A 25,927-nucleotide genomic window follows, 5' to 3' on the forward strand; every position below is an offset into this window, starting at 1 on the left:
CTGTTTCCGACCAGTCACTCGCCACCGGGCTCGTGCTGCTGACGGCCACCGCGGCGCTCACCTTTGTAAGCGCATTCACTTTACGGCGCCCGTCTGTGCGGGAGCAAGGTCACCCCCCTCGGAGCCCGCGTCCGCCCCGTCCTCCCCGTGCTCGGCCGTGCCCCTGAGCAGCGCGAACGAGTAAACGGCCGCACCCACCACGACGACCGCCGCGCCGGCCGACGCCAGTCCCATCCCGTGGGTGAAGGCGTCGCGCGCGGCCGTCAGCACACCCGCGGCCGTCTCCTCCGGGAGCCGGGCCGCGGCTGCCGCCGCGCCGCCCAAGGTCTCGCGTACGGCGTCGGCCTCGCCGGCCGGCAGCGCGGCGGTGACATCGGCCGGCAGGGCGTCGGCCATCTCCCGGCTGTAGACCGCCGCGCCGACGGAGCCGAGGACGGCCATCCCGAGCGCCCCGCCGAGCTCCTGGCCCGATTCCAGTACGGCGGCGGCCGAGCCCGCGCGCTCGGGCGGGGCGGCACCGATGGCTAGTTCGTTGGCGAGGGTCATGGCGGCGACGAGACCTCCCACGTAGAGGGCGGCGGCCGCGAGGCAGAACCAGAGGGCCGAGTCCGCCCGGATCTGGGTCAGCCAGCAGAATCCGGCCGCGGAGAAGAGGAAGGCGCCCCCCATCACATACGCGTGGTCGACGCGCTGCGCGAGCATCGCCGCCGTCGGCGCTGCCACGATCACGCCCGAAGCCGGTACGAGGCTCCACAGCGCCGCCTTGAACGGGCTCAGCCCCTGCACGGACTGGAGGTACTGGGTGAGGAAGACCGCCATCCCGACCGTGGCGAACATCGCGAGCACATTCGCGAACACCGGGCCCCCGAAGGACCGTCGCCCGAGCAGTTCGAGGTCGATCATCGGGTGGGCGAGGTGCTGCTGGCGGCGTACGAAGAGGTGCCCGAGGGCCAGTCCCAGGACGACGACGGCGGCGGGCACCGGCGCGAACCCGTGGCGGGCCCACTCCTTGATCCCGTAGATGACCGTGAGCAGGGCGGCGAGCGAGAGCGCGGCGCTCACCAGGTCGAACGGCTCGCGCGCCGCCCGGGCCCCAGCCCCACCAGCCTCGCCCCCACCGGCCCCAGCCCCGGCTCCCGCCCCCACCGGCCCCGTCCTGGACTCCGGTACCAGGAAAGGCACCAGCACCAGCAGCAGCACCATCGCCGGCAGGTTGATCAGAAAGACCGACCCCCACCAGAAGTGCTCCAGCAGCAGCCCGCTGACCACCGGCCCGAGCGAGATCCCGGTGGTCATGACACCCGTCCAGATCGTCACCGCCCGGCCCCGCTGCCTCGCGTCGTGGAAGAGATTGCGGATCAGCGCGAGCGTCGACGGCATGAGCGCGGCGCCACCGAGCCCGAGCAGCGCGCGTACGCCGATGAGGGCCTCGGCGGAGTGCGCGTACGCCGCCGCCACCGAGGCCGCGCCGAATACGGTCGCGCCGGCGAGCACCAGTCTGCGTCGGCCGATCCGGTCGCCCAGCGCGCCCATGGTGATGAGCAGACCGGCGAGCACGAAGCCGTACATGTCGAGAATCCACAACTGCTGTGTGGCGCTCGGCTCCAGGTCCTGACTGACGTACGGGATCGCGAAGTAGAGGATCGAGATGTCCATCGAGACGAGCAGCAGCGGGAGCATCAGGACGCCGAGGGCGATCCATTCCCTGCGGCCCGCGCGGGCGGGGGTCCCTGAGTTCTCCATGGCCGTTACGTAAGCGGCCCCGCGTGTACGCGGCAAACAGCTGCCTAGTGCACCTGGCCGGACGGGCTGTTCAGCCCGGGACTTGGCCTCTCGGCGCACTAGTACGGTGGGGGTCATGACCGTCGATCCGCCCTACCTCCGTATCGCGGCCGAACTCCGCCGCCGTATCGCCTCCGGGGAGCTCGTGCCGGGCGATCGCGTGCCCTCCACCCGCCGTATCACCCAGGAGTGGGGCGTCGCGATGGCGACCGCGACCAAGGCGCTGGCGGCGCTCAACCAGGAGGGTCTTGTGCGGGCCCTGCCCGGCGTCGGCACGGTGGTCGCGGAACCCGTCCGCCCCCGTGGCCGGGACACGGCCCCCGGCGAGGGCCTCAGCCGGGAGCGCGTCGTGCGCGCCGCCATCGCGCTCGCCGACGGCGAAGGGCTGGGCGCGCTGTCGATGCGGCGCGTGGCGACGGAGTTCGGTACGTCGACGATGGCGCTGTACCGCCATGTCCCCAGCAAGGGCGAGTTGGTGCACCTGATGACCGAGGCGGTGTTCGCGGGGACGCCCGGGGGCCCTGAACCGGTCGGCTGGCGGCCCCGGCTGAGGCGGGAGCTCCGATGGCTCTGGAGCCGCTACGAGCGCCATCCCTGGCTCGCGCGTGCCATGGCGGGGATCACCCGGCCCATGGCGTCACCGCACGCGATGAGCTACACGGAGCGGACGCTGGGCGCCCTGCGCGGGCTGGGTCTCACACCGCACACGATGATCCATATCCATCTCTCGCTGCTCGGTTACGCCCAAGGGGTGGCGATAGCCGTCGAGTTGGAGTCCCAGGCGCGGCAGGACACCGGGCTGACGGCCGAGGAGTGGATGGCGGCCAACGAGAGACACCTGGACTCGGCCCAGCTCGCCGGCCGGTATCCGGTGCTGTCGAACCTGTTCGGGGACGGGGAGTTCGACCTCGAACTCGGCACGCTCTTCGAGTTCGGGCTCGAACGGATGCTGGACGGGATCGAGTCGCTGATCAACCGGTCGCCCAAGACGTGAGACGGGTCCTCAGGGGCCTCTCGGTCTCCGGGACCTGACGCCCCACCTCGGGCCCCTCGCTACTGCCGGGCCCCCCGCCCGCCCCAGCGCCGGACGCGCCGCGTCGGCCCGTCCGGCGCCTTTGAACAGGCGTCGCCGCTCAGCTGGTCGTACGGCGGCGGATCTTGTTCCCCAGCCAGACCAGCGGGTCGTACTTCTTGTCCGCCACGCGCTCCTTCAGCGGGATCAGCGCGTTGTCCGTGATCTTGATGTTCTCCGGGCAGACCTCGGTGCAGCACTTGGTGATGTTGCAGTAGCCGAGCCCGTGCTCGTCCTGCGCCGTCTCCTTGCGGTCGAGCCCGGTCTCCTCGGCCGCGTCCAGCGGATGCATGTCCAGCTCCGCGACCCGCATCAGGAAACGTGGCCCGGCGAACGAGGCCTTGTTCTCCTCGTGGTCCCGGACCACATGGCAGGTGTCCTGGCACAGGAAGCACTCGATGCACTTGCGGAACTCCTGCGAGCGTTCCACGTCCACCTGCTGCATCCGGTACTCGCCCGCCGCGACTCCCGGCGGCGGCACGAACGCGGGGACCTCACGCGCCTTCTGGTAGTTGAAGGACACGTTCGTCACCAGGTCCCGGATGACCGGGAAGGCGCGCAGCGGGGTGACGGTGATCGTCTCCTCGCGGCTGAAGGTCGACATCCGCGTCATGCAGAGCAGCCGTGGCCGGCCGTTGATCTCCGCACTGCACGAACCGCACTTGCCCGCCTTGCAGTTCCACCGCACCGCCAGGTCGGAGGCCTGCGTCGCCTGGAGCCGGTGGATGATGTCGAGGACGACCTCGCCCTCGTTCACCTCGACGGAGAAGTCCTTCAGCTCGCCGCCCTCCGCGTCACCACGCCAGACCTTGAACTTGGCGTCGTACGAGGTGGCCGGGGCCGACGCCGCGGACGTGGCGGGCGCTGTGGTGGACGAGGCGGACGAGGGGGGTGTGCTCTGAGTCGGAGTCGTGCTGGCACTCACTCGTGGAGCTCCTCTTCGGCGAGGTACTTGACCAGCTCTTCCTTGTCGAACAGGTCGAGCAGGTCTGGACGGATGGGCTCGGTCGTCTTCCTGGAGAGGCTGATCCGGGCGAGCGCGGGGTCCGCCGACGGGTCCCGCGCGGAGTCGTTCAGCCGGCAGTGCAGATTGACCCGCCGCCAGTCGAGAACCATGCCCGGCCAGTCCTCGCGGGTATGACCGCCCCGGCTCTCCGTGCGCTCCAGGGCCGACAGGGCGATGCACTCGCTGACCAGCAGCATGTTCCGCAGGTCGATCGCGAGGTGCCAGCCGGGGTTGAACTGACGGTGGCCCTCCACCCCGGCCCTTGCCGCCCGCGCGCGCAGGTCGCCCAGCTTCTCCAGCGCCTGCTCCATCTCGCCCTCGCGCCTGATGATGCCGACGAGGTCGTTCATCGTCTGCTGGAGCTCCTGATGGACGCTGTACGGGTTCTCCGGCGGGCCGCCGCCCGCGGGTTCCTCGGCGCCGAAGGGACGCAGCGCCTCGACGGCCGCCGCGTCGATCTGAGCCTCGTCGAGGACCGGCCGTGCGCTGAGCCCGGCCGCGTACTCGGCCGCGTGCAGTCCCGCCCGCCGGCCGAAGACGAGCAGGTCGGAGAGCGAGTTGCCGCCGAGCCTGTTGGAGCCGTGCATCCCGCCCGCGACCTCGCCGGCCGCGTAGAGACCCGGGACCCCGGGCGCGGCGGCGGTGTCCGAGTCGACGGCGATGCCGCCCATCACGTAGTGACAGGTGGGACCGACCTCCATCGCCTCCGCCGTGATGTCGACGTCGGCCAGCTCCTTGAACTGGTGGTACATCGAGGGGAGCCGGCGCTGGATGACCTCGGGAGGCATCCGCGTGGAGACGTCCAGGAACACCCCGCCGTGCGGTGAGCCCCGGCCCGCCTTGACCTCGGAGTTGATGGCACGGGCCACCTCGTCACGCGGCAGCAGTTCGGGCGGACGACGGTTGTTGTCCGGGTCCTCGTACCAGCGGTCGCCCTCCTCCTCGGTCTCCGCGTACTTCTCCTTGAAGACGTCCGGTACATAGTCGAACATGAACCGTTTGCCCTCGGAGTTACGCAGAACTCCACCGTCGCCGCGCACGGACTCGGTGACGAGAATTCCCTTCACCGACGGCGGCCAGACCATGCCCGTCGGGTGGAACTGCACGAATTCCATATTGAGCAGCGGGGCACCGGCGAGCAGCGCCAGCGCGTGCCCGTCGCCCGTGTACTCCCAGGAATTCGAGGTCACCTTGAAGGACTTGCCGATGCCGCCGGTCGCGAGAACGACGGCGGGCGCCTCCAGGACGAAGAAACGGCCGGACTCACGCTCGTAGCAGAAGGTGCCCGAGACCCGCTCGCCCTCCTTCAGTACGGAGGTGACGGTGCACTCCTGGAAGACCTTCAACCGGGCCTCGTAGTCACCGAATTCGTTGAAGTCCTCCTGCTGGAGGGCGACGATCTTCTGCTGGAGCGTACGGATCAGCTCAAGGCCGGTCCGGTCGCCGACGTGGGCGAGACGGGGATACTCGTGCCCGCCGAAGTTGCGCTGGGAGATCTTTCCGTCCGCCGTACGGTCGAAGAGCGCCCCCCAGGTCTCCAGTTCCCAGACCCGGTCCGGCGCCTCCTGTGCGTGCAGCTCCGCCATCCGCCACTGGTTGAGGAACTTCCCGCCGCGCATGGTGTCGCGGAAGTGGACCTGCCAGTTGTCCCCGGAGTTGACATTGCCCATGGAGGCCGCGATACCGCCCTCGGCCATCACCGTATGGGCCTTGCCGAAGAGCGACTTGCAGATGACAGCGGTACGGGCGCCACGCTCACGCGCCTCGATGGCGGCACGCAGACCTGCTCCGCCCGCGCCCACCACCACGACGTCCCACTGCTCGCGTTCGAGTTGCGTCATTGCTGAAGGCTCTCCCTAGGACTAAAAGAGGCGCGGATCGTCGAAGACCCCGCTGGCGAGCAGATACACATAGAAGTCCGCGAGGGCGACGCTGATCAAGGAGGCCCAGGCGAGCTGCATATGACGGTTGTTCAGCTTCCCGACCCAGCCCCAGAGCCGGTAGCGCACCGGATGCTTGGAGAAGTGCTTCAGCTTGCCGCCGATGACATGGCGGCAGGAGTGGCAGGAGAGGGTGTACGCCCAGATCAGCCCGATGTTGACGACCATGATGATCGTGCCGAGGCCCATGTGGCCCCACTCGTAGTCCGAGTTGCGGAAGGCGAGCACCGTGTCGTACGTGAGGATGCCCGCCACCGGCACGGCGGCGTAGAAGAAGTACCGGTGGATGTTCTGGAGGATCAGCGGGAAGCGCGTCTCGCCCGAGTACGTCTTGTGCGGTTCGGCGACGGCGCAGGCGGGCGGTGACGCCCAGAAGCCCCGGTAGTACGCCTTGCGGTAGTAGTAGCAGGTCAGCCGGAAGCCCAACGGGAAGATCAGAATGATCAGCGCGGGGGAGAGGCCCCACCAGCTGCCGAGGATCTCCAGGTTGGGGCCGCCCTTCATCGGCTCGCAGTTCTCCGCCAGACAGGGCGAGTAGAACGGTGAGACGTACGGCGCCGCGTAGTAGTCGGTGTTCGCGAACGCCCGCCATGTCGAGTAGACGATGAAGGCGAGCAGCCCGGCCGCCGTGACGGCGGGCGCCAGCCACCAGCGGTCTGTCCGCAGATGGCGGGCGGTGATGGCGGCACGCGTGGTGTCGTGCACGCCCGTATTCAGTTGGGGTCGTTCCGTGCCTGTTGCCAACGAAGACTCCGTATGGAGATGGAGTGGGATCTGGTGGGGGGTCGTAGGGCCGGTTCGGTCGTGGCGGGCGACGGCGGGAGTGCCGGTGCGGTGCCGGGGGCGAGCGGTGTGATGTCCGTGCGGCGCTGTTCAGAAGGTGGGGCGCGGTCGGGGGGATTCGCCGGCCCCGGATGCGAGAACCTCCGGGGCCGGCGGCCCGATCAAGGTGCGCGCCGGTGCCTCAGGCCCAGCCCCTCGTCGTCGGAGTCCGTCCAGAGCGCCGCGTTGTACGGCGTGTCGGGAATCGTGACCACATCCGGACGGCGGTCCTTCGGCGCGGGCCTGGACGGCGCCGCCGGTACGGCTTCGTTCAGTCGGTCGACCGTCCGCTCCAGGTCCGCGACGCGCTGAACGAGCTCATCGATACGACGGTGGACTGCTGTCAGATCTTCCGGCTGGGACATGACTTGCCCTCACTTCCGCAGGGGAGCGATGCCATCGGTAATGCGCCTGCGAGTGTCGCTCCTCACATCCCCGCTTGTGAAGGGACGTGCAGGGATTCCCGGCGCATACGTAAGCCGTGCGCTCCGCGTCGTTGATGTCGCGCCCCACCATTTTCGCCCTTTCGGCGGCCCTGTGTCCTCTTCCTCGTTGGGCCGTATGGGTGGGCTTTCGGCTCCGGACCGCCGTGTCGCGGCCGTTGGCGCGATTCGGCCCACTTCAGTGGGCGGGTAATAGGTGTGATCATCTCTAAATTCCACAAACAGGACGAAGAGGTAGAAGCCATGTCCCAGGTCGGCGCCGCACGCGGGAGGACATGCTCCCGGACCTTCCGCTCCGTCGCACTACTCACCACCGGCGTGCTCGCCCTGCCCGTGCTCTCCGCGTGCAGTTCGGGCGAGGAGCGGAGCAAGGTACCGGCCGCCGCACAGGATGTGGGGCCCGCCGCTCGCGACCGGATCGAGGACGGCGGGACGCTGCGCTGGGCCGTGGACACCGTGCCCACCACCCTCAACACCTTCCAGGCGGACGCCGACGCCACCACCTCGCGCATCGCCGGCGCCGTACTGCCCGCACTCTTCACCCTCGACAAGACGGGCCGCCCGCAGCGCAATCCGGACTATCTGGAGTCCGCGAAGATCGTCGAGCGCGAGCCCAAGCAGGTCGTCCTCTACAAGCTCAACCAGCAGGCGGTGTGGAGCGACGGACGCGAGCTCGGCGCCCCCGACTTCGTCGCGCAGTGGCGCGCGTTGAGCGGCAAGGAGTCCGCGTACTGGACGGCGCGCAACTCCGGTTACGAACGCATCCAGAAGATCGAGCGCGGCAAGGACGACCTGGAGGTCCGGGTCACCTTCAACAAGCCGTACGCCGACTGGCGCGCCCTCTTCAGCCCGCTGTACCCGAAGAGCGTGATGGGGGCGCCGAACTCGTTCAACGACGGCGCGCGAGCCAAGCTCAAGGCGACGGCCGGGCCCTTCCAGATCAAGGAGCTCGACCGCGAGGACCGCGAGATGACCCTTGTGCGCAACCCCCGTTGGTGGGGTGCGCGGCCCAAGCTCGAAACGATCGTCCTGAGCGCGGTGCCCCGCGACAAGCGCGCGGCCGCGCTCGCCGCCGGCACGCTCGACCTCGCCGAGATCGACAGCCCGGTGGTCCAGCGGATCAACGAGGCACGCGACAAGAGGGGCGGGGGAGCGGGCCCGCAGGCGGCGACCGGGTCGCCGTCCGGATCGGCTTCGCCGTCCGAGGGGCACAGTCCCGACAGCGATGCCGACAGCGACAGCGACACCGACAGTGAGAGTGACAGCGGGACGGAGGACGAGACCGACGGCGAGAGCTCGGGCACGGCGGCCGGGGAGAGCGACTCGGACGACGAGAAGGCCGGGGTCTCGCGGGAGTCCCGTGGGAAGAAGTCCGAGGCGCTCGCGAAGTACTCCAAGGAGCAGCAGGGCCTGCGGGGCTATGTCGTACGGAAGTCCCTGGAGCCCGCCTTCACGCAGCTGGCGCTCAACGGGGAGACCGGGCCGCTCGCCGACGAGCGGGTACGGCGCGCGGTGGCCCGCGCGCTCGACCGGAAGAAGCTGGCCGAGGCCGTACTCAAGCCGCTCGGCCTGCCGGCGCACCCGCCCGGCAGCCATCTGGCGCTGGCAGGACAGCAGGCGTACGCCGACAGCAGCGACGCGCTCGGGGACCAGAACACACGGGAGGCGCAGGCGCTCCTCGCCGACGCGGGCTGGGTTCCGGGCGGCCCTCTTAAGAAGGACGACGGTACGAAGGCCGGGAGCGAGGCCGACGACAAGAAGAAGGACAAGGCCGACGACGCCGCCAAGAAGAACGAGAACGAAGAGGACGACGGCAAGGACGGGAAGGACGGGACCAAGGACAAGGGCGAAGCCCAGGACAAGGACTCCGACTCCGACTCCGACTCCGAATCGGAGTCCGGCTCGGATTCGGACTCGGCTTCCGGCTCCGGCTCGGAATCCGACAGCGCGTCGGACGAGGGCTCGTACACCGTCGGTGACAACAAGCCCGGTGGCGGCGCCCCCCTCTCCGAGAGCGGCACCCACGTCCTCGCGCCGGCCCCCGCCGCCGCTTTCCACCGGGCGGTCCTGACCGGTCAGATGGCGATGCTGGACGACTCGGACGTCAACGCCCAGGACAGGCAGCAGGGCGGTGTGGCCGGCGCCTACGCCCCGCGCGGTACGGCGGCGCCCTCCGAGTCCGCGTCCGCGTCCGAGTCCGACGACGAGTCGGACACCGACTCCAGTTCCAGCTCGGACTCCAGCTCCGACACCGAGTCCGAAGCCGGCTCCGACACCGAGTCCGAAACCGACTCCGAATCGGCGTCCCCCTCCAGCTCCACGTCCCCCTCCTCCTCCTCTTCCTCTTCCTCCCCCTCCCAGTCGGCCTCCGCCGCCTCCCCCCTCCCCGGCCCCCTCGCCAAGGACGGCAAGCCCCTCACCCTCCGCTTCGTCCTCCCCTCCGGCCCGGGCTCCGAGCAGCTGCGTACCGTCGGCGACAAGATCGCGCGCATGCTCGACCGCATCGGCATCCGTACGGAGATCAGCAAGGTCGCGGACGCCAACTACTTCAAGGACCACATCGCGTCGGGCGACTACGACCTCGCCCTGTACTCGTGGCCCGCGACCGCCTACCCCGCGACCGACGGCCGGCCGATCTACGCCAAGCCCGTCCCCGCCTCCGACGGCTCGCTGCTGGTGGAGCAGAACTACACCCGGGTCGGGACCGACCACATCAACCAGCTCTTCGACCAGGCGGCCTCCGAGCTGGACGAGGGCGCGGCCCGCGATCTGCTCCGGCAGGCCGACGCCCGCATCTGGGCCGCGGCCGGTTCCATCCCCCTCTACCAGCGCCCGCAGCTGGTGGCGGCCAAGCCGTCCCTGGCGAACGCCGGTGCCTTCGCCTTCGCCACCCCCCGCTACGAGGACATCGGTTTCAAGAACGGCGCGAGGAGCGGTCCGCAGCAGCCGGAGAAGTCGGAAAGCGACAAGAAGTAGAAGGACAGCGGTAGCAGAGAAGAAGAAACGGAGAGAACCGGCAGGTCAGACCCTGGAAGCCGGACGATCAACTTGCCCGCCGGGCCTCCCGGCGGGCAAGATCGTGCCATCCCCTGACCCGGGCGGTTCCACACCCCGTAGTACATCCCCGCAGACGCGTGACCCGCACTTCCCGAGCGCGCTCCCCGGCGCTCCGCCTCTTATCGGATCGGTCCCGGAAGCCCCGGCATCGTCGGCCCCGTACGATGGGGTAGGCCGTGGCGTGTCCGCCCGGCAGGCGTACGAGGAAAACAACGCCGCATCCCACGATCGAGAGAAGCGCCAGCCAGCATGCCCACGCGCCACGACATCCGTAACGTCGCCATCGTCGCCCACGTCGACCATGGCAAGACCACTCTGGTCGACGCCATGCTGAAGCAGGCCGGTGCCTTCGCCGCGCACGCCGCCGAGCACCTCGACGACCGGATGATGGACTCGAACGACCTGGAGCGTGAGAAGGGCATCACGATCCTCGCCAAGAACACGGCGGTGAAGTACCACCCCAAGGAGGGCGGTACAGGTGACATCCCGAACCTGGTCACGATCAACATCATCGACACCCCCGGCCACGCCGACTTCGGTGGAGAGGTCGAGCGCGGCCTCTCGATGGTCGACGCGGTCGTCCTCCTCGTCGACGCCTCCGAGGGCCCGCTCCCGCAGACCCGTTTCGTCCTGCGCAAGGCGCTGTCGGCCAAGCTGCCGGTGATCCTCTGCATCAACAAGACGGACCGGCCCGACGCCCGTATCGCCGAGGTCGTCGACGAGACGTACGACCTCTTCCTCGACCTGGACGCGGACGAGGACCAGATCGAGTTCCCGATCGTCTACGCCTGCGCCCGTGACGGTGTCGCCTCGCTGACCAAGCCGGAGGACGGCACGGTCCCGCAGGACAGCACCAACCTGGAGCCGTTCTTCACCACGATCCTGGGCTCCGTCCCGGCCCCGGTCTACGACGAGGACGCGCCTCTCCAGGCCCATGTCACCAACCTGGACGCCGACAACTTCCTCGGCCGTATCGCCCTCTGCCGGGTCGAGCAGGGCGAGCTGAAGAAGGGGCAGACCGTCACGTGGATCAAGCGTGACGGCACGATGTCCAACGTCCGCATCACCGAGCTGCTGATGACCGAGGCGCTCACCCGCAAGCCGGCCGAGAAGGCGGGCCCCGGCGACATCTGCGCCATCGCCGGTATCCCGGACATCATGATCGGCGAGACCCTGGCCGATCTGGAGAACCCGATCGCGCTGCCGCTGATCACGGTGGACGAGCCGGCCATCTCGATGACCATCGGTACGAACACCTCGCCGCTCGTCGGCAAGGGCGGCAAGGGCCACAAGGTCACCGCCCGGCAGGTGAAGGACCGGCTGGACCGCGAACTGATCGGTAACGTCTCGCTGCGCGTCCTGGACACCGAGCGTCCCGACGCCTGGGAGGTGCAGGGCCGCGGCGAGCTGGCGCTGGCCATCCTGGTCGAGCAGATGCGCCGCGAGGGCTTCGAGCTGACGGTCGGCAAGCCCGAGGTCGTCACCAAGGAGGTCGACGGCAAGGTCCACGAGCCGATCGAGCGCATGACGATCGACTGCCCCGAGGAGCACCTGGGCGCGATCACGCAGCTCATGGCGACCCGCAAGGGCCGTATGGAGACGATGACCAACCACGGGTCCGGCTGGATCCGGATGGAGTGGATCGTGCCGTCCCGGGGGCTCATCGGCTTCCGTACGGAGTTCCTCACCCAGACCCGCGGCACCGGCATCGCGCACTCGATCTTCGAGGGGCACGAGCCGTGGTTCGGCGAGCTGCGGACCCGTAACAACGGTTCGCTGGTCGCGGACCGCTCCGGTTCGGTGACGCCGTTCGCGATGGTCAACCTCCAGGAGCGCGGTGTGATCTTCACCGAGCCCGGCACGGAGGTGTACGAGGGCATGATCATCGGCGAGAACTCGCGCGCCGACGACATGGACGTGAACATCACCAAGGAGAAGAAGCTCACCAACATGCGCGCCGCCTCCGCCGACACCACGGAGAACGTGGTGCCGCCGCGCAGGCTCTCGCTGGAGCAGTCCCTGGAGTTCTGCCGCGACGACGAGTGCATCGAGGTGACCCCGGAGACGGTCCGTATCCGCAAGGTCGTCCTGGACCAGAAGGAGCGCGGCCGCGCGGCCTCCCGCGCCAAGCGCTGACGCACCGGCAGGTGTACGACTTCCGGCCCGGCCCCGCGAGGTGCCGGGCCGGAGGTCTGCCCCCCTCGGTGGGCAGCCGGACAGTAGGCTGTTCTGCCCGGGCCGGGGACCCCTGTCAACTCGTTTTCGGTGGCGAAACGTCCGGATACCGGGTAACGCTCACCGGAAGCTGCGTTAACAGTCCGTTTCGCGGGTGTCTGTCTGTGCTTACTTTGTCCGGATTTCGGGCGTAGGCGGTGGGTCGATGTTGTCAAAACGAGACGCAGTAAGTGTGGTTTACCGGTCGGGCGTACTTAATAGTTGGCTCCATTGAGCTCGGGTCAATGGGTCATGCGCTGTGGGGAGCGCCGACTCACGAGCACACACTCGGTGCACTGATCGACCGCCGTCAGGGGTGTCGGCGTAACGATCGGTGCCCATCTTGTTGTGACAAGTGGACTCATGAGGAGGAACCCATGCGCGGTGCCAAGAGCGCCAAGTGGGTCGCGGGCGCGATAGTCATCGCCCTGGCTGCGACCGCCTGTGGCGGCGGCGACAGCGACAGCGGCGACGACATGAAGGCGGGGAAGGCCGACCCGAATGGCATTCTGACCGCACAGCTCGGCGAGCCGCAGAACCCGTTGCAGCCGGCCAACGCCAAGGAAAGCCAGGGCAGCCGTGTCCTGCGCACGATCTTCTCCGGACTCGTGGACTACGAGCCCGGCACAGGCAAGCTCGTGAACGTCAACGCAGAGTCGGTCACCCCGAACGACGACTCCTCCGTGTGGACCGTCAAGCTCAAGCCCGGCTGGAAGTTCCACGACGGCACCCCGGTCACCGCCGAGTCCTACGTGAACTCGTGGAACTGGTCGGCGAACGTCAAGAACAACCAGACCAACTCCAGCTGGTTCCAGGACATCAAGGGCTACACGGACGTCCACCCCGAGAAGGGTGAGCCGAAGTCCGACAAGATGTCCGGTCTGAAGGTGGTCGACGAGAACACCTTCACGATCACGCTGACCACCTCGGTCTCGTACTTCGCGTACAAGCTGGGCTACGACGTGTGGGCGCCGCTCCCCGAGGTCTTCTTCAAGGACCCGAAGGCCGCCGGCGAGAAGCCGATCGGCAACGGCCCGTACAAGTTCGTCTCGTGGGACCACAAGAAGCTGATCAAGGTCCGTAAGTTCGAGGACTACACCGGGCCGAACAAGGCCAAGAACGGTGGCATCGACTTCAAGAACTACACCACCGCCGACTCCGCCTACTCGGACCTGCGGTCGGACAACCTCGACTGGATCGAGCAGGTCCCGACCACGGCTCTCACGAGCTACAAGGACGACCTCGGCGACCGCGCGATCGACCAGGAGTACTCGGCCGTCCAGTCGATCGTCCCGGCGTTCTACACGGACCAGTTCAAGGACATCGACCCCAAGGTCATCCAGGGTCTGTCGATGGCGATCGACCGTGACACGATCACCAAGACCGTGCTCCACGGCACCCGTACCCCGGCCGACTCCTACGTCGCCCGCGGTGTGCTCGGCTACAAGGCCGGCGCCCTCGGTGACGTCACGAAGTTCGACCCGGCCGCGGCCAAGGCCCTCATCAAGGAGGGTGGCGGCGTCCCCGGCAACAAGATCTCGATCCAGTTCAACGCCGACCAGGACCACAAGCCCTGGGTCGACGCGGTCTGCAACAGCATCCGCAAGAGCGTCGGCGTCGAGTGTGTCGGTGACTCCAAGCCGGACTTCCAGGCCGACCTGAACGCGCGTGACAACAAGCAGGTCAAGTCCATGTACCGCGGTGGCTGGGTGCTCGACTACCCGACCAACTCGAACTTCCTGCGGGACCTGTACGGCAGCACCGCCGCCGGTAACACCTCGGGCTACTCCAACAAGGAGTTCGACGCGCTGGCCTCGAAGGCCGACAAGGCGGCGACGCTCGACGAGACCGTCGAGCTGTACCAGGAGGCCGAGCAGCTGCTGAAGGCTGACATGCCCGCCATCCCGCTGTGGTTCTACAAGAACAACTCGGGCCAGTCCAGGAACGTCTTCGGCAAGATCGTTTACGGCCAGGACGGCGACCCGATCTTCACCGGCGTCCAGGTGAAGGCCAAGAGCTAAAGCAACGGGACCGTCAACAGGTGCCGCCGTCCCCACGTGGGGCGGCGGCACCGGTCCGGCCAGGCCGAGGCCCCGGGAGACTCCACCCCATACCCCGTGGCGGAGAAAACTACGTAGGCCATCGCCGACCCCTCACGGCATGGAGGCATGATGGGGCGCTACGTCGCAAGGCGACTGCTCCAGATGATCCCGGTTTTCATCGGGACCACTCTGATTATTTTCCTTATGGTCCACATCCTTCCGGGCGATCCGATCCGGGCGATGTGGGGTGACAAGGCGGCGGACCCCGCACAGGTCGCCGCCCTACGTGCTGACTTCGGGCTCGACCAGCCCCTGTGGAAGCAGTACGTCGACTACATGTGGGGGCTCCTCCAGGGAGACTTCGGCGAGACGTTCGGTGGCCGCAAGGTCGCCGACGAGATGTCCGAGGCCTTCCCTGTGACGCTCCGGCTCACCATGGTGGCGCTCGTCATCGAGATCATCATCGGCATCGGCCTCGGCGCCTGGGCGGGCCTGAAGGCCGGCAAGGCCGTCGACACCGGCGTACTGATCTTCACGCTCGTCGTCATCTCGATCCCGGTCTTCGTGCTCGGCTACCTGGCGCGCTTCGTCCTCGCCGACGAACTGGGGTGGGTCGCGCCCAATGTGCAGGACTCCACGGACTACGCCCAGCTATTCCTGCCAGGCTTCGTCCTGGCGATGCTCTCGATGGCGTACGTGGCACGGCTGACCCGCACGACCTTCGCGGAGAACCTGCGGGCCGACTACATGCGTACCGCGATGGCCAAGGGGCTGCCCAGACGCCGCATCGTCGGCGTCCACCTGCTGCGCAACTCGCTGATCCCGGTCGTCACGTTCCTCGGCACCGACGTCGGCGGCTTCATCGGCGGCGCGGTCATCACCGAGGGCATCTTCAACGTCCAGGGCGTCGGCAACCTGCTCTTCAAGGCGCTCCAAGGCCGTGAGGGCTCGACGATCGTCGGCGTGGTCACGGTCTTCGTGCTCATCATCCTTCTGATCAACCTGGTCGTCGACCTGCTGTACGCGGTCCTGGACCCGAGGATCCGGTATGCCTGACGTGACTAAGACCAAGACGGACGCGACGACCGACGCCATCGCGCCGCCGGCCGCGGGAGCTCCCGAGACCGCCGCCGACGGCCACAAGTCGCAGGGCAAGCCGCGCAGCCTGTGGGGCGACGCCTGGTACGACCTGCGGCACCGGCCGATGTTCTGGATCTCCTCGATCCTGCTGCTGTTCCTGATAATCGTCGCCGTCTTCCCGGGGCTGTTCACCAGCGTCGACCCGCGCGACGGCGACCTCACCAACCACTTCCTGACCAAGCCGGAGCTGGGCAGCTTCTTCCAGCCCGACTGGTTCGGCTACGACGGCCAGGGCCGCTCGATCTACGCGCGTGTCGTCTACGGGACGCGCGCCTCGATCCTCGTGGGTGTCGGCGTCACCGCCGCGGTGACGCTTCTGGGCGGACTGCTCGGGATGCTGGCCGGCTACTTCGGAGGCTGGCTCGACTCGGTCATCTCCCGTATCACCGACATCTTCTTCGGCATCCCGTTCCTGCTCGGCGCGATGGTCGTCCTGAACGCCTTCACCGAGCGCAAGGTGTACGTGGTGATCTTCGCCCTGGCCTTCCTGGGCTGGACGTCGATCTGCCGGGTGATGCGCTCGTCGGTGATCACCGCGAAGCAGGCGGACTATGTGACGGCGGCGCGCGCCCTCGGCGCGGGCACCCGGCGGATCCTCTTCCGCCATGTGCTGCCGAACGCGATGGCGCCGACCATCGTCGTCGCGACGATCGCGCTGGGCGGCTACATCTCGGCCGAGGCGACCCTGTCGTTCCTGGGTCTCGGCCTCGCCGATCCGACCATTTCCTGGGGCATCGACATCGCCCAGGGCAGCAAGGACATCAGGGACAACCCGCACGCCCTGTTCTTCCCGGCCGGAATGCTGAGCCTCACGGTCTTCGCGTTCATCATGCTGGGTGACGCCGTCCGCGACGCCCTCGACCCGAAGCTGCGCTGAGGAGGGCGTACGTGACCATCATCGAAGAAACCTCAAGTGTCCCGACGCCCCGACCGGGCGACTCGGACACCACCCCCCTGCTCGAAGTACGCGACCTCCATGTGGAGTTCCACACCCGGGACGGTGTCGCCAAGGCCGTCAACGGGGTGAACTACAGCGTGGGCTCGGGCGAGACCCTGGCCGTGCTCGGTGAGTCCGGCTCCGGCAAGTCCGTGACCGCGCAGGCGATCATGGGCATTCTCGACATGCCGCCGGGCTCCATCCCGCAGGGCCAGATCCTGTACCGCGGGCAGGACATGCTCACCATGAGCTACGAGGAGCGGCGGAAGATCCGTGGCCGGAAGATCGCGATGATCTTCCAGGACGCGCTCTCCTCCCTCAACCCCGTCCTCTCGGTGGGCTACCAGCTCGGCGAGATGTACCGGGTCCACGAGGGCCTCTCCCGCAAGGCGGCCAAGACCAAGGCCATCGAGCTGATGGAGCGGGTCAACATCCCGGCGGCGAAGGCGCGGGTCAACGACTACCCGCACCAGTTCTCCGGCGGTATGCGCCAGCGCATCATGATCGCGATGGCGCTCGCCCTGGAGCCCGACCTGATCATCGCGGACGAGCCGACGACCGCGCTGGACGTGACCGTGCAGGCCCAGGTGATGGACCTGCTCGCGGATCTTCAGCGCGAGTTCAACATGGGGCTGATCCTGATCACCCACGACCTCGGTGTCGTCGCCGACGTCGCGGACAAGATCGCCGTCATGTACGCGGGCCGGATCGTGGAGACCGCGCCGGTGCACGAGCTGTACAAGCGGCCGGCGCACCCGTACACCCGTGGTCTGCTCGACTCGATCCCCCGGCTGGACCAGAAGGGGCAGGAGCTCTACGCGATCAAGGGCCTGCCGCCCAACCTGCTCAAGATCCCGGCCGGCTGCGCCTTCAACCCGCGCTGCCCGAGGGCGCAGGACATCTGCCGTACGGATGTCCCGGCCCTCCAGCCGGTGTCCGAGCAGGACGGCACGGAGCTGCCCGGCCGTGGCAGCGCGTGCCACTTCTGGAAGGAGACGATCCATGGCTGAGCCCAGGAAGACGGACGGGACCCCGGCCGGACCGGCCGACGCCGGTCCCGAGGTCGTCACCCCCAACGTCACCGAGGTGACGGAGGTCGACGCCGCCACCGAGTCGGCGGCGGTCGCCGCCATCGAGGCGCCGGCGGAGCGCGGGGAGCCGATCCTCCAGGTCCGCAACCTGGTCAAGCACTTCCCGCTGACCCAGGGCATCCTCTTCAAGCGCCAGGTCGGCGCGGTCAAGGCCGTGGACGGGGTCTCCTTCGACCTCTACCAGGGCGAGACGCTGGGCATCGTCGGTGAGTCGGGCTGTGGCAAGTCCACGGTCGCCCGGCTGCTGATGACGCTGGAGACCGCGACCGCGGGCGAGGTCTTCTACAAGGGCCAGGACATCACCCGGCTGTCCGGGCGGGCGCTCAAGGCGGTCCGCCGGAACATCCAGATGGTCTTCCAGGACCCGTACACCTCGCTGAACCCCCGGATGACCGTCGGCGACATCATCGGGGAGCCGTTCGACATCCACCCCGAGGTCGCGCCGAAGGGCGACCGGCGGCGCAAGGTCCAGGACCTGCTCGACGTCGTGGGACTGAACCCGGAGTACATCAACAGGTACCCGCACCAGTTCTCCGGCGGTCAGCGCCAGCGCATCGGCATCGCCCGTGGTCTCGCGCTCAACCCCGAGGTCATCATCTGCGACGAGCCGGTCTCGGCGCTGGACGTGTCCGTGCAGGCGCAGGTCATCAACCTGATGGAGAAGCTCCAGGACGAGTTCAACCTGTCCTACATCTTCATCGCGCACGACCTGTCGATCGTCCGGCACATCTCCGACCGGGTGGGTGTCATGTACCTCGGCAAGATGGCCGAGATCGGTACGGACACCCAGATCTACGACCACCCGACGCACCCCTACACCCAGGCACTGCTGTCGGCGGTCCCGGTCCCCGACCCGGAGGCCCGTACCGGCCGCGAGCGGATCATCCTCTCCGGCGACGTGCCGTCCCCGGCGAACCCGCCGTCCGGCTGCCGGTTCCGTACCCGGTGCTGGAAGGCCCAGGACCGGTGCGCCCAGGAGGTCCCGCTGCTGGCGATCCCCGAGCGCTTCGTCGCCTCGACCACGCCGGCCGCGCACGAGTCGGCCTGCCACTTCGCCGAGGAGAAGGACGTCATCCACGCCGTGTGAGGTTGGGTGGGTGAACGACGAGAGGCCCGGGCCGTACGCGGTCCGGGCCTCCGCCATGTCCGGCGGCACCCGGGCGGAGGCGGCGGGGCACGGTGGGAGGCGGCGGGAGGCGGCCGGGGAGCGGCCGGGCGTCCCTTTCCCCGCACGGGTGCCCAATACATGCGCCATTTCTGGAACGGAGTGATATTTGGGCCTAAGTGACAGTCAGGACTCAGGAGGAACCCCATGCGCGGAGCCACGCACGCCAAGTGGGCCGCAGGTGCGCTCGCCGTCGCCCTCACCGCGACGGCCTGTGGCGGCGGCGGGGGCGGCAGCGGCGGATCGAGCGGCGCCGCCGGGGTACTCAGCTCCTCCTGGGGCGATCCGCAGAACCCCCTGGAGCCCTCGAACACGAACGAGGTCCAGGGCGGCAAGGTCCTCGACATGGTCTTCCGGGGACTGAAGAGGTACAACTCGAAGACCGCCAGGGCCGAGAACATGCTCGCCCAGAAGATCGAGACGAAGGACTCGACGAACTTCACGATCACCGTCAAGAACGGCTGGACCTTCAGCAACGGTGAGAAGGTCACGGCCAAGTCGTTCGTGGACGCCTGGAACTACGGCGCGAACCTGAAGAACAACCAGCGCAACGCCTACTTCTTCGGCCAGATCGACGGCTACACCGCCGTCCACCCCGACTCGGGCAGCCCCACCGCCACCACGCTCTCCGGCCTCAAGGTCACCGGCCCCCAGACCTTCACCGTCAAGCTCTCCCAGAAGTTCTCCACCTGGCCCGACACCCTCGGGTACGCCGCGTTCGCGCCCCTGCCCACCGCGTTCTTCAAGGACCACGCGGGCTGGCTCGCCAAGCCCGTCGGCAACGGGCCGTACGCCATCGACTCGTACACCAAGGGCTCGCAGATGTCCCTGCGCAAGTGGGACGACTACCCGGGCCCCGACAAGGCGCAGAACGGCGGCGTGGACCTGAAGGTCTACACCGACAACAACACCGCCTACACCGACCTGACGGCGGGCAACCTGGACCTCGTCGACGACGTGCCGGCGTCCCAGCTCAAGAACGCGCCCGCCGACCTCGGGTCCCGCTACATCAACACCCCCGCGGGCATCATCCAGACCCTCGCCTTCCCGTTCTACGACAAGGCCTGGAACACCCCGGGCGCCCAGAAGGTCCGCACCGGTCTGTCGATGGCGATCAACCGCAAGCAGATCACCGAGACCATCTTCCAGAAGACCCGCACCCCGGCCACCGACTGGACCTCGCCCGTGCTCGGCGAGTCCGGCGGCTACCGGTCCGGCCTCTGCGGCAAGGCCTGCGAGTTCGACCCCGCGGCCGCGAAGAAGATGATCAATGACGGCGGCGGTCTCCCCGGCGGCCGGATCCAGCTCTCGTACAACGCGGACACCGGCTCCCACAAGGACTGGATCGACGCCGTCTGCAACAGCATCAACAACACCCTCGGCAACGACCGGGCGTGCGTCGGCCGGCCCATCGGCACCTTCGCCGACTTCCGCAGCCAGATCACCCAGCAGAAGATGCCCGGTCCCTTCCGGGCCGGCTGGCAGATGGACTACCCGCTGATCCAGAACTTCCTCCAGCCCCTCTACTTCACCAACGCCTCCTCGAACGACGGCAAGTTCACCAACCGCGACTTCGACAGACTCGTCAACCAGGCGAACGCCGAGAGCGACGAACCGGCCGCGGTCAAGAAGTTCCAGCAGGCCGAGGGCGTCGTACGGGACAACATGGCCGCCATCCCGCTCTGGTACCAGAACGGCAGCGCCGGCTACTCCGAGCGCCTGAGCAACGTGAAGCTGAACCCCTTCAGCGTCCCCGTCTACAACGAGATCAAGGTCAACTGACGCCCGGAGGTCGCAGGGGCCCGGCGCACTCTCCCCGCGCCGGGCCGCACCCCTTCCCCCACCGCGTACGACCCAGCGCCCACGACCCCCGGAGCCCTTCATGGGACGTTATGTGATCCGGCGTCTGCTGCAGATGATCCCGGTCTTCATCGGTGCCACGCTGCTGATCTTCCTCATGGTCAACGTGATGGGCGACCCCATCGCGGGTCTCTGCGGCGAGCGGCAGTGCGACCCGGCGACCGCCAACCGGCTGCGCCAGCAGTTCGGCCTCGACAAGCCGGTGTGGCAGCAGTACGCGATCTACATGGGCAACGTCTTCACCGGCGACTTCGGTACGGCCTTCAACGGCCAGCAGGTCACCGAGCTGATGGGCACGGCCTTCCCGGTCACCATCCGGCTGACGATCGTCGCGGTCGTCTTCGAGATCATCATCGGCATCACGCTCGGCGTGCTCACCGGACTGCGGCGCGGCCGTCCCGTCGACAGCGGCGTCCTGCTGCTGACCCTGGTCGTCATCTCCGTACCGACCTTCGTGACCGGTCTGATCGTCCAGCTGCTCTTCGGCGTGAAGTGGGACCTGATCTCCCCGTCCGTCTCCTCCGCCGCCCCGCTCGACGAACTGATCGTCCCCGGCCTGGTGCTGGCCTCCGTGTCACTGGCGTACGTCACCCGGCTGACCCGGACCTCCATCGCCGAGAACACCCGCGCCGACTACGTGCGTACCGCCGTCGCCAAGGGCCTGCCGCGGCACCGCGTGATCACCCGGCATCTGCTGCGCAACTCGCTGATCCCGGTGGTCACCTTCATCGGCACCGACGTCGGAGCCCTGATGGGCGGCGCGATCGTGACCGAGCGGATCTTCAACATCCATGGCGTCGGCTTCCAGCTCTACCAGGGCATCCTGCGCCAGAACACCCAGACCGTCGTCGGCTTCGTGACGATCCTCGTCATCATCTTCCTGCTCGCGAACCTGCTGGTCGACCTTCTCTACGCCGTACTCGACCCGAGGATCCGCTATGCCTGACCCCACTCCCCCCAAGGACGAGGGAGCCATCGCCCCGACCGGCACCGGCGGCACGATGGACCTCGCCACCAGCGACGGCGCCGGACTCGAAGGGCTCGACCAGGGCGACGGCAGGGGACCCGACGAGCGGCCCCGCAGCCTCTGGTCGGACGCCTGGCGCGATCTGCGCCGCAACCCGATCTTCATCATCTCCGGTCTGATCATCCTCTTCCTGGTGTTCATCGCGATCTGGCCGCAGGCCATCGCCTCGGGCAACCCGCTCTCCTGCGATCTCGCCAACGCCCAGGAGGGCTCCCAGCCCGGCCACCCGTTCGGCTTCAACGCCCAGGGCTGCGACGTCTACACCCGTACCGTCTACGGCGCCCGCGCCTCGGTCACCGTCGGCGTCTGCGCCACCCTCGGCGTCGCGATCGCGGGGACCGCGCTCGGGGGCCTGGCCGGCTTCTTCGGAGGGTTCTGGGACGCGATCCTCTCCCGCCTCACCGACATCTTCTTCGGCATCCCGGTGGTGCTCGGCGGTCTCGTCCTGCTCTCCGTGGTCACCAGCTCCAGCGTCTGGCCGGTGGTCGGATTCATGGTGCTGCTCGGCTGGCCGCAGATCTCCCGGATCGCCCGCGGCTCCGTCATCACCATCAAGCAGAACGACTTCGTCCAGGCGGCGCGCGCCCTCGGCGCCTCCAACTCACGGATGATGCTGCGCCATGTGCTGCCCAACGCCATCGCCCCGGTCATCGTGGTGGCGACGATCGCGCTCGGCACCTACATCTCGCTGGAGGCGACCCTGTCCTTCCTCGGGGTGGGCCTCAAACCGCCCTCCGTCTCCTGGGGCATCGACATCTCCGACGCGTCGAAGTTCATCCGCAACGCCCCGCACATGCTGCTCTGGCCGGCCGGCGCCCTGGCCATCACCGTGCTCGCCTTCATCATGCTCGGCGACGCGGTACGCGACGCCCTCGACCCCAAGCTGCGCTGAGGAGCCGGTCCATGTTGCTCGAAGTGCGCGAACTGCGAGTGGAGTTCCACACCCGCGACGGCGTCGCGAAGGCCGTCAACGGGGTCAGCTACTCCGTCGAGGCGGGCGAGACCCTCGCCGTGCTCGGCGAGTCGGGCTCCGGCAAGTCCGTCACCGCCCAGGCGATCATGGGCATCCTGGACGTCCCGCCCGGCCGGATCGCGGGCGGCGAAGTGGTGTTCAAGGGCCGGGACCTGCTCAAGACCAAGGAGGACGTACGGCGGAAGATCCGCGGCGCCGACATGGCGATGATCTTCCAGGACGCCCTCTCCTCGCTCAACCCCGTGCTGACCGTGGGCGCGCAGCTCGGCGAGATGTTCATCGTGCACCGGGGGATGTCCCGCAGGGAGGCGCGGGGGCGGGCCGTCGAACTCATGCGGCGGGTACGGATTCCGGCGGCCGAGGAGCGCGTCGACGACTATCCGCACCAGTTCTCCGGGGGCATGCGCCAGCGCATCATGATCGCGATGGCGATGGCGCTCGAACCCTCGCTGATCATCGCCGACGAGCCCACGACCGCGCTGGACGTGACCGTGCAGGCCCAGGTGATGGACCTGCTCGCGGATCTCCAGCGCGAGCTGAACATGGGGCTGATCCTGATCACCCACGACCTCGGCGTCGTCGCCGACGTCGCGGACAAGATCGCCGTCATGTACGCGGGCCGGATCGTGGAGACCGCCCCCGTCCACGACCTGTACAAGGCCCCCGCCCACCCGTACACCCGCGGTCTGCTCGACTCCATCCCCCGGCTCGACCAGAAGGGCCGCGACCTCTACGCGATCAAGGGCCTGCCGCCCAACCTGACGCGTATCCCCGCCGGCTGCGCCTTCAACCCGCGCTGCCCGAGGGCGCAGGACATCTGCCGTACGGACGTGCCGCCGCTCTTCGAGGTCGACGAGAACCGGCGCAGCGCCTGCTTCTTCTGGAGGGAGACTCTCGATGACGTCTGAGCCCATCCTGGAAGTGCGGGATTTGGTGAAGCACTTCCCGCTGACCCAGGGCATCCTCTTCAAGAGGCAGGTCGGGGCGGTCAAGGCGGTCGACGGAGTCTCCTTCGACCTGGTGGCCGGCGAGACGCTGGGCATCGTCGGCGAGTCCGGCTGCGGCAAGTCGACCGTGGCGCGGATGCTGGTCAATCTGGAGCGGCCGACGGCCGGTGTGATCCGGTACAAGGGCGAGGACGTCACCCGGCTGTCGGGCCGCGCGCTGAAGGCCGTACGGCGCAACATCCAGATGGTCTTCCAGGACCCGTACACCTCGCTGAACCCCCGGATGACCGTCGGCGACATCATCGGGGAGCCGTTCGACATCCACCCCGAGGTCGCGCCGAAGGGCGACCGGCGGCGCATGGTGCAGGACCTGCTCGACGTGGTCGGCCTCAACCCGGAGTACATCAACCGCTATCCGCACCAGTTCTCCGGCGGTCAGCGCCAGCGCATCGGCATCGCGCGCGGACTGGCCCTGCGTCCGGAGATCATCGTCGCCGACGAGCCGGTCTCCGCCCTCGACGTGTCCGTGCAGGCGCAGGTCGTCAACCTGATGGAGCGCCTCCAGAACGAGTTCGACCTCAGTTACGTCTTCATCGCGCACGACCTGTCGATCGTCCGGCACATCTCCGACCGCGTCGGGGTGATGTACCTCGGCCGGATCATCGAGATCGGCACGGACGCGGAGATCTACGACCACCCCACCCATCCCTACACGCAGGCGCTGCTGTCGGCGGTGCCGGTGCCCGACCCGGAGGCGCGCGAGGGCCGTGAGCGGATCATCCTGACCGGAGAGGTGCCCTCGCCGGCGCATCCGCCGTCGGGCTGCCGGTTCCGTACCCGCTGCTGGAAGGCGCGGGAGAAGTGCGCGCGGGTGGTGCCGCCGCTGGATGTACCGCCCTGGTTCCGGGAGACGGGGGAGCTGTCGGCGCACGACTCGGCCTGTCACTTCGCCGAGGAACGGGAGGTGGTGCCGAGCACGTCCGGGCCGGGGAAGGGCGCCGGGGAGGGCGGTGAGGGCGGGGAGCACGGTGCGGATCAGGACAAGGAGATGTGATTGAGACGTCAAGTCCGTTGACACGCAGGAAACTTGACCGACGTCTCGCCGATATACGGACGGGCCACATTGGTCGGTGTACGGCCGTGCGGGTGCCGTTGGACCGGCCGGGATCCTGAGGTCCCGGCCGGTCGCCCACGGAGCGCCCGCGGCGCCTCCCAGTGGGCCCGGGCCGCGTCCCGGGGGCGGGGTCTCCCCCACCTCCCTAGGGCATCCCCAGCGAGCGCTTCAGGAAGTCCACCTGGAGCAGCAGCAGGTTCTCCGCGATCTGCTCCTGAGGCGTCATGTGCGTCACCCCGGTGAGGGGCAGCACCTCGTGCGGCCGGCCCGCCGACAGCAGCGCCGACGACAGCCGCAGCGTGTGCGTCATCACCACGTTGTCGTCGGCCAGACCATGGATGATCATCAGCGGCCGGGCCGGGCTCGCGGCCTCCGCCAGCCCGTCGTCCGTGACCAGCGAGTTGACCGCGTACACCTCCGGTGCCTCCGACGGGTGGCCCAGATAACGCTCGGTGTAGTGCGTGTCGTACAGGCGCCAGTCGGTCACCGGGGCGCCCGCGATCGCCGCGTGGAAGATGTCGGGACGGCGCAGCGCGGCGAGTCCGGCGAGGTAACCCCCGTACGACCAGCCGCGGATGGCCACCCGTGAGCGGTCCAGCGGGAACCGCTGGGCGAGTGCCTGGAGCGCCTCGATCTGGTCGTCCAGGGTGAGCGGCAGATTGTCCTTCACCGCCTTCTCCCAGCCGGGGGAGCGGCCCGGGCTGCCCCGGCCGTCGGCGACGACGACGGCGAAGCCCTGGTCGGCGAACCACTGGGACGTGAGGTAGGGGTTGTGCGCGGCCAGCACACGCTGACCGTGGGGGCCTCCGTACGGATCCAGCAGTACCGGAAGTGGTCCGTCCGTCTCCCGGTACTCCGTCGGCAGGAGGACGGCGCACGGAATTCGGTGTGCGCCCCCCTGCGTGAGCTGTACGCGCGGGGTGAGATTCGGCTGCTGGGCGAAGGAGGCGATGACGGCGAGTTGTTTGCCCTCCCGCACCACCTGCACCACCGAGCCGCTGACCTCCGGGCGGGCCGACGCCAGCACCATGACGCTGCCCGCGCGGACGGCGCTGTGCACCCCCACGCCCTCCGAGACGCGCTCGGGGACCCATGTGCCGGACTCCCCGGCCTCGCGGGTCTCCCCGGCCCCCGGAGCCCCGTACGGGATCCGGTAGACATGGATCTCACCGACCTCGGGGGCGGGGGGGGGCGCGCCCCCCCCCCCCCCCCCCCCCCCCCCCCCCCCCCCCCAAAACCCCCCCCCCCCCCCCCCCCCCCCAAGGGCAGCGGGGTGCCCCAAAAACAAAAGGGAA

The 25,927-nt window shown here is 68.6% G+C and carries 19 protein-coding genes; 13 read left to right on the plus strand and 6 right to left on the minus strand.

What is annotated here, in order from left to right; all coding sequences use genetic code 11:
• Positions 1-75 precede the first annotated feature (75 nt).
• Positions 76-1,743: an MFS transporter gene (locus ACFWU9_RS04500; RefSeq protein WP_384314853.1), complete on the minus strand. Its 1,668-nt coding sequence runs from the start codon at positions 1,741-1,743 to the stop codon at positions 76-78.
• 115 nt (positions 1,744-1,858) lie between these two features.
• Here ACFWU9_RS04500 and ACFWU9_RS04505 point away from each other — a divergent pair, with 115 nt between their 5' ends.
• Positions 1,859-2,776: a TetR/AcrR family transcriptional regulator C-terminal domain-containing protein gene (locus tag ACFWU9_RS04505; protein WP_384314854.1), complete on the plus strand. Its 918-nt coding sequence runs from the start codon at positions 1,859-1,861 to the stop codon at positions 2,774-2,776.
• A 139-nt stretch (positions 2,777-2,915) separates the two neighbouring features.
• On the opposite strand, the gene ACFWU9_RS04510 is transcribed toward ACFWU9_RS04505, so the two are convergent.
• From ACFWU9_RS04510 to ACFWU9_RS04525, 4 genes are all read right to left on the minus strand, one after another.
• On the minus strand, positions 2,916-3,779 hold the full coding sequence (locus tag ACFWU9_RS04510) for a succinate dehydrogenase/fumarate reductase iron-sulfur subunit (RefSeq protein ID WP_384314855.1): 864 nt from the start codon (positions 3,777-3,779) through the stop codon (positions 2,916-2,918).
• Positions 3,776-5,701, minus strand: coding sequence for a fumarate reductase/succinate dehydrogenase flavoprotein subunit (locus ACFWU9_RS04515; protein WP_384314856.1), 1,926 nt, complete (start codon positions 5,699-5,701; stop codon positions 3,776-3,778). The genes ACFWU9_RS04510 and ACFWU9_RS04515 overlap by 4 nt, the downstream gene beginning before the upstream one ends.
• A gap of 21 nt (positions 5,702-5,722) precedes the next feature.
• Positions 5,723-6,544, minus strand: coding sequence for a hypothetical protein (locus ACFWU9_RS04520; protein ID WP_384314857.1), 822 nt, complete (start codon positions 6,542-6,544; stop codon positions 5,723-5,725).
• Between the two features lie 200 nt (positions 6,545-6,744).
• Positions 6,745-6,987 (minus strand): hypothetical protein, encoded by a 243-nt coding sequence (locus ACFWU9_RS04525; protein ID WP_384314858.1) that lies wholly within the window; start codon positions 6,985-6,987, stop codon positions 6,745-6,747.
• A gap of 321 nt (positions 6,988-7,308) precedes the next feature.
• Here ACFWU9_RS04525 and ACFWU9_RS04530 point away from each other — a divergent pair, with 321 nt between their 5' ends.
• From ACFWU9_RS04530 to ACFWU9_RS04585, 12 genes are all read left to right on the plus strand, one after another.
• The gene (locus tag ACFWU9_RS04530) at positions 7,309-10,041 is read left to right on the plus strand and encodes an ABC transporter substrate-binding protein (protein ID WP_384314859.1); all 2,733 of its coding nucleotides are present in this window, start codon (positions 7,309-7,311) and stop codon (positions 10,039-10,041) included.
• A gap of 330 nt (positions 10,042-10,371) precedes the next feature.
• Complete coding sequence (typA, locus tag ACFWU9_RS04535) at positions 10,372-12,258, plus strand: translational GTPase TypA (RefSeq protein WP_384314860.1); 1,887 nt, start codon at positions 10,372-10,374, stop codon at positions 12,256-12,258.
• A 455-nt stretch (positions 12,259-12,713) separates the two neighbouring features.
• Entirely contained in the window at positions 12,714-14,357 is a 1,644-nt protein-coding gene (locus ACFWU9_RS04540) for an ABC transporter substrate-binding protein (protein ID WP_384314861.1), read from the plus strand.
• Between the two features lie 150 nt (positions 14,358-14,507).
• On the plus strand, positions 14,508-15,434 hold the full coding sequence (locus ACFWU9_RS04545; RefSeq protein ID WP_384314920.1) for an ABC transporter permease: 927 nt from the start codon (positions 14,508-14,510) through the stop codon (positions 15,432-15,434).
• Positions 15,427-16,395: an ABC transporter permease gene (locus ACFWU9_RS04550; RefSeq protein WP_384314862.1), complete on the plus strand. Its 969-nt coding sequence runs from the start codon at positions 15,427-15,429 to the stop codon at positions 16,393-16,395. The genes ACFWU9_RS04545 and ACFWU9_RS04550 overlap by 8 nt, the downstream gene beginning before the upstream one ends.
• Positions 16,396-16,406: 11 nt before the next feature.
• Entirely contained in the window at positions 16,407-17,465 is a 1,059-nt protein-coding gene (locus ACFWU9_RS04555) for an ABC transporter ATP-binding protein (protein WP_384314863.1), read from the plus strand.
• Positions 17,458-18,633, plus strand: a complete 1,176-nt coding sequence (locus ACFWU9_RS04560) for an ABC transporter ATP-binding protein (protein WP_384314864.1) — start codon at positions 17,458-17,460, stop codon at positions 18,631-18,633. Before ACFWU9_RS04555 ends, ACFWU9_RS04560 begins: the two co-directional genes overlap by 8 nt.
• Positions 18,634-18,858: 225 nt before the next feature.
• Entirely contained in the window at positions 18,859-20,493 is a 1,635-nt protein-coding gene (locus tag ACFWU9_RS04565; protein ID WP_384314865.1) for an ABC transporter substrate-binding protein, read from the plus strand.
• A gap of 100 nt (positions 20,494-20,593) precedes the next feature.
• Positions 20,594-21,517: an ABC transporter permease gene (locus ACFWU9_RS04570; RefSeq protein WP_384314866.1), complete on the plus strand. Its 924-nt coding sequence runs from the start codon at positions 20,594-20,596 to the stop codon at positions 21,515-21,517.
• Entirely contained in the window at positions 21,510-22,490 is a 981-nt protein-coding gene (locus ACFWU9_RS04575) for an ABC transporter permease (protein WP_384314867.1), read from the plus strand. Before ACFWU9_RS04570 ends, ACFWU9_RS04575 begins: the two co-directional genes overlap by 8 nt.
• Before the next feature lie 11 nt (positions 22,491-22,501).
• Positions 22,502-23,479 (plus strand): ABC transporter ATP-binding protein, encoded by a 978-nt coding sequence (locus ACFWU9_RS04580; RefSeq protein WP_384314868.1) that lies wholly within the window; start codon positions 22,502-22,504, stop codon positions 23,477-23,479.
• Positions 23,469-24,572 (plus strand): ABC transporter ATP-binding protein, encoded by a 1,104-nt coding sequence (locus ACFWU9_RS04585; protein ID WP_384314869.1) that lies wholly within the window; start codon positions 23,469-23,471, stop codon positions 24,570-24,572. Before ACFWU9_RS04580 ends, ACFWU9_RS04585 begins: the two co-directional genes overlap by 11 nt.
• Positions 24,573-24,777: 205 nt before the next feature.
• Here ACFWU9_RS04585 and ACFWU9_RS04590 read toward each other — a convergent pair.
• Positions 24,778-25,927 (minus strand): S9 family peptidase (locus tag ACFWU9_RS04590; protein ID WP_384314870.1); only part of this gene is annotated, 1,150 nt, incomplete at its 5' end.

The organism is Streptomyces sp. NPDC058653 (genome assembly GCF_042716895.1).
Classification (GTDB): domain Bacteria; phylum Actinomycetota; class Actinomycetes; order Streptomycetales; family Streptomycetaceae; genus Streptomyces.

Coding starts and splice junctions, on each gene's coding strand:
- ACFWU9_RS04575 (WP_384314867.1), top strand. CDS start 21,510: ATGCCTGACCCCACTCCCCCCAAGGACGAGGGAGCCATCGCCCCGACC.
- ACFWU9_RS04515 (WP_384314856.1), bottom strand. CDS start 5,701: ATGACGCAACTCGAACGCGAGCAGTGGGACGTCGTGGTGGTGGGCGCG.
- ACFWU9_RS04500 (WP_384314853.1), bottom strand. CDS start 1,743: ATGGAGAACTCAGGGACCCCCGCCCGCGCGGGCCGCAGGGAATGGATC.
- ACFWU9_RS04525 (WP_384314858.1), bottom strand. CDS start 6,987: ATGTCCCAGCCGGAAGATCTGACAGCAGTCCACCGTCGTATCGATGAG.
- ACFWU9_RS04580 (WP_384314868.1), top strand. CDS start 22,502: ATGTTGCTCGAAGTGCGCGAACTGCGAGTGGAGTTCCACACCCGCGAC.
- ACFWU9_RS04505 (WP_384314854.1), top strand. CDS start 1,859: ATGACCGTCGATCCGCCCTACCTCCGTATCGCGGCCGAACTCCGCCGC.
- typA (WP_384314860.1), top strand. CDS start 10,372: ATGCCCACGCGCCACGACATCCGTAACGTCGCCATCGTCGCCCACGTC.
- ACFWU9_RS04570 (WP_384314866.1), top strand. CDS start 20,594: ATGGGACGTTATGTGATCCGGCGTCTGCTGCAGATGATCCCGGTCTTC.
- ACFWU9_RS04540 (WP_384314861.1), top strand. CDS start 12,714: ATGCGCGGTGCCAAGAGCGCCAAGTGGGTCGCGGGCGCGATAGTCATC.
- ACFWU9_RS04530 (WP_384314859.1), top strand. CDS start 7,309: ATGTCCCAGGTCGGCGCCGCACGCGGGAGGACATGCTCCCGGACCTTC.
- ACFWU9_RS04565 (WP_384314865.1), top strand. CDS start 18,859: ATGCGCGGAGCCACGCACGCCAAGTGGGCCGCAGGTGCGCTCGCCGTC.
- ACFWU9_RS04560 (WP_384314864.1), top strand. CDS start 17,458: ATGGCTGAGCCCAGGAAGACGGACGGGACCCCGGCCGGACCGGCCGAC.
- ACFWU9_RS04545 (WP_384314920.1), top strand. CDS start 14,508: ATGGGGCGCTACGTCGCAAGGCGACTGCTCCAGATGATCCCGGTTTTC.
- ACFWU9_RS04550 (WP_384314862.1), top strand. CDS start 15,427: ATGCCTGACGTGACTAAGACCAAGACGGACGCGACGACCGACGCCATC.
- ACFWU9_RS04585 (WP_384314869.1), top strand. CDS start 23,469: ATGACGTCTGAGCCCATCCTGGAAGTGCGGGATTTGGTGAAGCACTTC.